Source organism: candidate division WOR-3 bacterium (genome assembly GCA_039802005.1).
In the GTDB taxonomy this organism is placed as follows: domain Bacteria; phylum Hydrothermota; class Tepidihabitantia; order SM23-42; family JAOAFX01; genus JAOAFX01.
Genome location: JBDRVV010000062.1, coordinates 1 through 5166 on the forward strand (window position 1 = coordinate 1; position 5166 = coordinate 5166).

General features: G+C 34.8%; 8 protein-coding genes. All 8 read left to right on the forward strand.

Features of this window, described 5'->3' with window-relative positions; all coding sequences use genetic code 11:
• The first annotated feature begins 105 nt into the window (after positions 1–105).
• Positions 106–1131, forward strand: coding sequence for a hypothetical protein (locus tag ABIL69_11600; GenBank protein ID MEO0124633.1), 1026 nt, complete (start codon positions 106–108; stop codon positions 1129–1131).
• Between the two features lie 41 nt (positions 1132–1172).
• On the forward strand, positions 1173–1547 hold the full coding sequence (locus ABIL69_11605) for a hypothetical protein (GenBank protein ID MEO0124634.1): 375 nt from the start codon (positions 1173–1175) through the stop codon (positions 1545–1547).
• Between the two features lie 37 nt (positions 1548–1584).
• Positions 1585–2127, forward strand: a complete 543-nt coding sequence (locus tag ABIL69_11610; GenBank protein MEO0124635.1) for a hypothetical protein — start codon at positions 1585–1587, stop codon at positions 2125–2127.
• Positions 2128–2172: 45 nt separating this feature from the next.
• Entirely contained in the window at positions 2173–3102 is a 930-nt protein-coding gene (locus ABIL69_11615) for a hypothetical protein (GenBank protein MEO0124636.1), read from the forward strand.
• 184 nt (positions 3103–3286) lie between these two features.
• Positions 3287–3517 carry a hypothetical protein gene (locus ABIL69_11620; protein MEO0124637.1) on the forward strand — a complete coding sequence of 77 codons (231 nt, stop codon included), beginning with the start codon at positions 3287–3289 and terminating at the stop codon, positions 3515–3517.
• Between the two features lie 12 nt (positions 3518–3529).
• Entirely contained in the window at positions 3530–3931 is a 402-nt protein-coding gene (locus ABIL69_11625) for a hypothetical protein (protein MEO0124638.1), read from the forward strand.
• A 76-nt stretch (positions 3932–4007) separates the two neighbouring features.
• The gene (locus ABIL69_11630) at positions 4008–4592 is read left to right on the forward strand and encodes a hypothetical protein (protein ID MEO0124639.1); all 585 of its coding nucleotides are present in this window, start codon (positions 4008–4010) and stop codon (positions 4590–4592) included.
• Positions 4593–4671: 79 nt separating this feature from the next.
• The coding region (locus ABIL69_11635) for a hypothetical protein (GenBank protein ID MEO0124640.1) at positions 4672–5166 on the forward strand (495 nt) is incomplete at its 3' end.

Consider the following 5166-nt stretch of genomic DNA (forward strand, 5'->3'; position numbering starts at 1 on the left):
TTGAAAAATAAAGATACGCCTTGCAATTTGGTCATTTTATTTAATTCAACAGATTTGAATTAAAAGTTTAAATAAGGAATTTGCTAATTAAAAGAGGACTAAGATATGCCAAATTTAGAACTCATAGAAAATATTCTGAATAAAATCGAAGACGAGAAAGAAGAGATCAGTATGGATACTGATGTGTTGGTTGAAAAGATGATTAATTATGATAATAAAAAGAAGGCTTCCTTTGATAAAGAGCGAAGCGAGAATGTTGAAACGATGTCAAAGAATTTAAAGATTTTAAAGCAGAATCTAAACGATATCAGGAATGGGTTGGTGGAGTTGAAGGATAAACTTTCTGGGTTAGAAAGCAGTTCGATTTTAAAGTTTGCTGAGAAGTATGATTTAGACGTAAATGACAGGAATGCTTTGGCTTCTATCATGTTAACTTCAATCCTAAAGGTTGCTGAAGAGGCCGTGGAAGAAACTAAAGATGAAGAAACAGAAGACGAACAGGATACTTCTGGAAGTGACCTGGAATCGAAAGGAGAAGATGTTGGTGAAAAGGAAGAGGAGGGAGAAGGAAGTGATGAGATGTCGGATCTGGCAGGAAAAGACACAGAAGGGATTGTGTCTGCTGTAGACGAAATGGTGGATCAGCTATTATCTGAAACAGAGTCTGAGGTTAATGAAAATGTAAAGGGGAGAAATGAAGAGGAAAGTGATGTAGGAGAGGAAAAGACATCAGAATATAACTTTACAAACGGAAGCAAAAAATCAGATAAGAAGAAAGTGAAGAATGATAGTGAAAACGAAGAAAACATGCATGGAGAAGAAGAAGAAAATGATGAGGGAAGTTATGAGACGGATGAAGAAATAGAGAAGACATCTGAATATGAATTGTCTGAGTTGGAAAAGTCGTTAGAGGGTGATGGAGTTGAGGCTTTTGCGGCTGCATTAGAAGAAATGAATATATCTCCTGAGCAATTAGAAAAGATGGCGGTTGGAAAAGTAAGCAAGATGGCAGCCACAAAGATTGCATCTGAGATAAAGATCGCCAGGATGAAGAACAAGAACTTGGGTAAGAAGGCAGATGCAATTCTAAAGAACATAGTGAAAGAATATTTGAAAGAATTGGTAAGCTAATTATAATTTGTAATAAATGAGGAGTTTGAAGGTTTAAAAATATGAATATAAACGACTTAATTAAAAAGGTTGATACAACGATTTCAATGCTTGATGGGATGAATTATAAAGTTGCTGAATACGTACAAAACGATGATGAAATTCTTTTGAGAGCAAATAAGCTTTGTGATTTGCTAAGCAAAAATGGGAAAATCGCAGAGAGTCAGAAAGAAGATATACTTGAAAAGCTTTTAAATCATAAGGAAGCTTTGGAGCTGTTCTATTCTAATGAAAAGATTGCTGGCTATTCAAACAGCCTTGTATCAGATAATTTCGGTGGACTGATAGCAAATGGTTCCAATGAAAAGAGGGCTGGTTGGAATAGCAAGAAAGATGATGATGATGCTACAAAAGAATTCATTCGAGAGCTATTTTAAATTTGAAAATTAAAAACTAACAGGAGAGAATAAAGCGATGCCGTCCGTAGTTGATAATTGGATCGATGTCATTAGAGGATTTCATCCTCTTTATGCATTAACAAAGAGTGTACGAGTACATTCAGCAAGCGAGAGTAATGCTAAAGTAGGTAGGGTAGGGAAGTTGGATAGTAATGGATTATGGACTGCTGGGCCGGGAACTGGGTCTGAAGTACCAATGATTATCCTACCCGAAAATACAGTAGGCCAGGGATGGCAAAGTAGCGATTTGTTTTATACTGGATTGCCTGAAGGAATGAGGCACGTGCTGGTGGGATTGGCTGGGTATGAATGCCAAACCACAGAATATGACACTGCCCAGACATATAATGTAAATAGTGTATTAACTGCTACAGCCAATGGACTACTTACAACGGCTGGAGCTGCTATGCATTCCAGCTGGGTTTGTGGAATCGTAAGCTATGCTCAAGTTGGTGAAGGTATCAATTTCTTTGTGGGTACAACGGGATCGGCTGGGCAGAATGTGTTCAGGAAGAGTGTATTGACTTTCTACACTTATTTCCATCCTAAGACAGCTTAATAAAAATTTGTATTTAAAAGTCTAAATATAAACGGAGAAAGTGAAATGGATTATACAGCATCTCAAATAAATGAACAGTTTGTTGCAAATGTATTGTCAGGCAGGACTGATAAGATCGCTGCTGCAAATACTAAATATACTCGATTGAGAATGCCTGACGTTGTTTTAACTCGTAAGATTTTCAGCCCACAGACAATTACTCAAGCTGATCTGGATAGGGAAGTTGATAGCCAGGTTCCGTCTGTGGTGGTTGATTTGGAACCCGATTCGCCAGCAGCCATCACCGCTCCATTGCTATCTCAACCTGTGCAATGGTTCCTAAAGGGAAGGCGTTATAGGGTTTACATCAATCATGTTTGGAGTCCAGCATTGAGGTTTGACGTTAATCAGGTTATGACTTGGGAAGCTCCAGTACAAAAGATTTTGGGGGATAGATTCGTAGAAGAGCTGGGGACTAGGGAGGATGCAGCCTTCTTCGCTATGGTAAATACTGCTCTAGGTGGCGCCGCTAACGCCGTAGTTCCTTTCACCGGCGTTGTACAGTGGAAGGAGTTCTCTGGTGGTGTTACGCGTAAGAATGTGCAAAGAGCAGCAGTGATCACCCGCGCTACCCCATACTTCATCGAATCTACCAGGGCAATTGTTAACTACATAACGATGGCTGAAATTTATGGATGGGGCCGTGATGAAGCCGGTGGTAACTACTCTTTGGATTTGATGCAGGGGAAGATGGATACTTTGAAGATTGCCGGACTCGAGTGGATTCCTACACGAAAATGGCAATCCACATTCGTCCCAACAAACACCATTTACTTCTTCAGCGATGAGGATTATACTGGTAAGTTTTATATGACTCAAGATGCTAAGACTGTGGTTGAGAATTTCGAGCCGCATGTAGAGCTTAGAACGTATGAAACGGTTGGATTTGTTTTAGGGAATGCGGCGTCAGTTGCACGAGCAGACTTCACAGCATAATTAAATTGATTATCAAAATTTTTCTCGAATTGAAGAGCACGCAAGCTGATTCTCATCTTCTTGCGTGCTCAAAATTTTTATATAAAATATATGTTTTAAATTTTAAAAAATTAAGTTTGCAGAGGCGGCATTGAAATTTTGATATTAAGATTTTAAATTAAATAAAAAATAAGGAGAACTGAGTATGAAGAATGTAATTGACAAGGTTGTAATTCCTTACCTCGCTAAAAATACCAAAAATTCAAGTCAATTTGTAGAAGCTTTGGCAAATTTCTCTGAGAAGATAGTGGCAAATCAACATAAGAAATTAGAGACCTTAGAGAATGCTGTTATGGATGGGAAGTTGGTGGATATGACACAAAAAATCATTGAAAATAATCCCGATCTAGTACGAGAACTAAATTCAATTATCTAGGGTTGAAAATTAATGGGTGTTGGAAAATTGATTGTTAATCCTGATGTGAGAAGCACGGTTTTAAGAATTTTAAAGTCTTACGAAATAAGCGTTGAAAAGCTAGCCAGATTACTGTATAAAGATGAGAACAACATAGAGAAATTTAAAAAAGAAATAAATTGCTTGTTGGAAGGTAGATATGATGAAGTGAGTCTGGAATTAATAATAAGAATATGCAGAACATTCAACTTAAGTTTTGATAAAGCATTGGGGGATGTTTATGCTTATAACGAAGAGAGAAGAAATAGAGACAAATCTGAATCTAGGATATTAAATAGCATTAAATCTGATAAGGATGAAATAGTAGAAAAATATAGAAGGAGAGTGGTGGAAATGATTGATATTGAGGATAATGAAAGCTTTAAAAACTTATAAAATTAAAAATAATTATTTTTACTCAATTTTAGTCTTATTTATAAATAATCTCAAATAATGTGTAAAAATAATTTGTATGTCTGGAAATAGCACTCCAGACAAAGGGCAGGTGAACCCTGCCCGAAAGGTGTTAAATTTTATTTTTAAATACCCTGAGTATTTTTATCTTGTAGTTTATCTTTTGTCTGTAGTAGTCGCTTTGATTGGATATGGAAGTGTTTATCGTAATCTTGTAAATTGTAATCGTTTATTAAATCATATCGTTTCCGGTAATTCTGTGTTTACATATGAAAATGATTCTGTGCTTTCTGTTCATGTTCCTGATACTTTTAATAGTAAAAATTATGATGTAATTAAGTTCGTTAATGATCAAGTCCGTAATGCATATAACAATCTCAATGTTGATAAAAATATGGTTAAGTTTTTAGTTGTACGTCCTGTTGATAGTTTATATCAAGTTAATGATCTTCGTGTGGATTCGGTTGATTATAAAGTTTTTGATGTCAATATGTTGATGGGCTTGTTCTTTAGTGATTATTGTAACGTTACTGTTAAGTTTAATGATGGTGTTGAATTAAATGCATCTGAATACTTTAAACTTACTGATAAGAATTCAATGAAGGTTCATGTTTTTGTTGTTTATGAGGAGTATGTTGAATGAAGTGTGCTTATATATTAAAGTTGTGGATGGTATTTTTGATTTTATTACTTATCGCTTCTTGTTGTGGAGGTTGTAATTAATGTCAAATTTAGTTGAATTTGAAAAATTTATAGCTTCAATGGATTCTGATAATATTGATAAGTCTATTTATTTCTATGAACTTTATGTTAAAGCTAATCTTTCTCGTTTAGTTATTGGTGCTATTAATTCATTATATTATGATCTCCATAATGCTATAAATAATTTCAAATCTGGTAGTTTTGATTTTTATTTAGTAGATTCTTGTGAAGTTAATATTGATATAGATCGTATTTCACATGATATAGATTTGATTTGTGATGTAGATGATGATATTTATTATTTGCGTCGTTCTTTTTATGAATATACTAATACTCTTTTGATGTGGTCTCGTAATTTAATAAGTCTATGTGATAAATTTGTAATTGCAAATTATTCTACGTTTGCTAATCGTCCTTCTAATAGTAATTCTAAAAATTTAATTCCAGATATAGTTTCTATAACTGTCGATAATCTTTGGAATTACTTTTGTTTGGGATTAAAGGTTTATTATGAT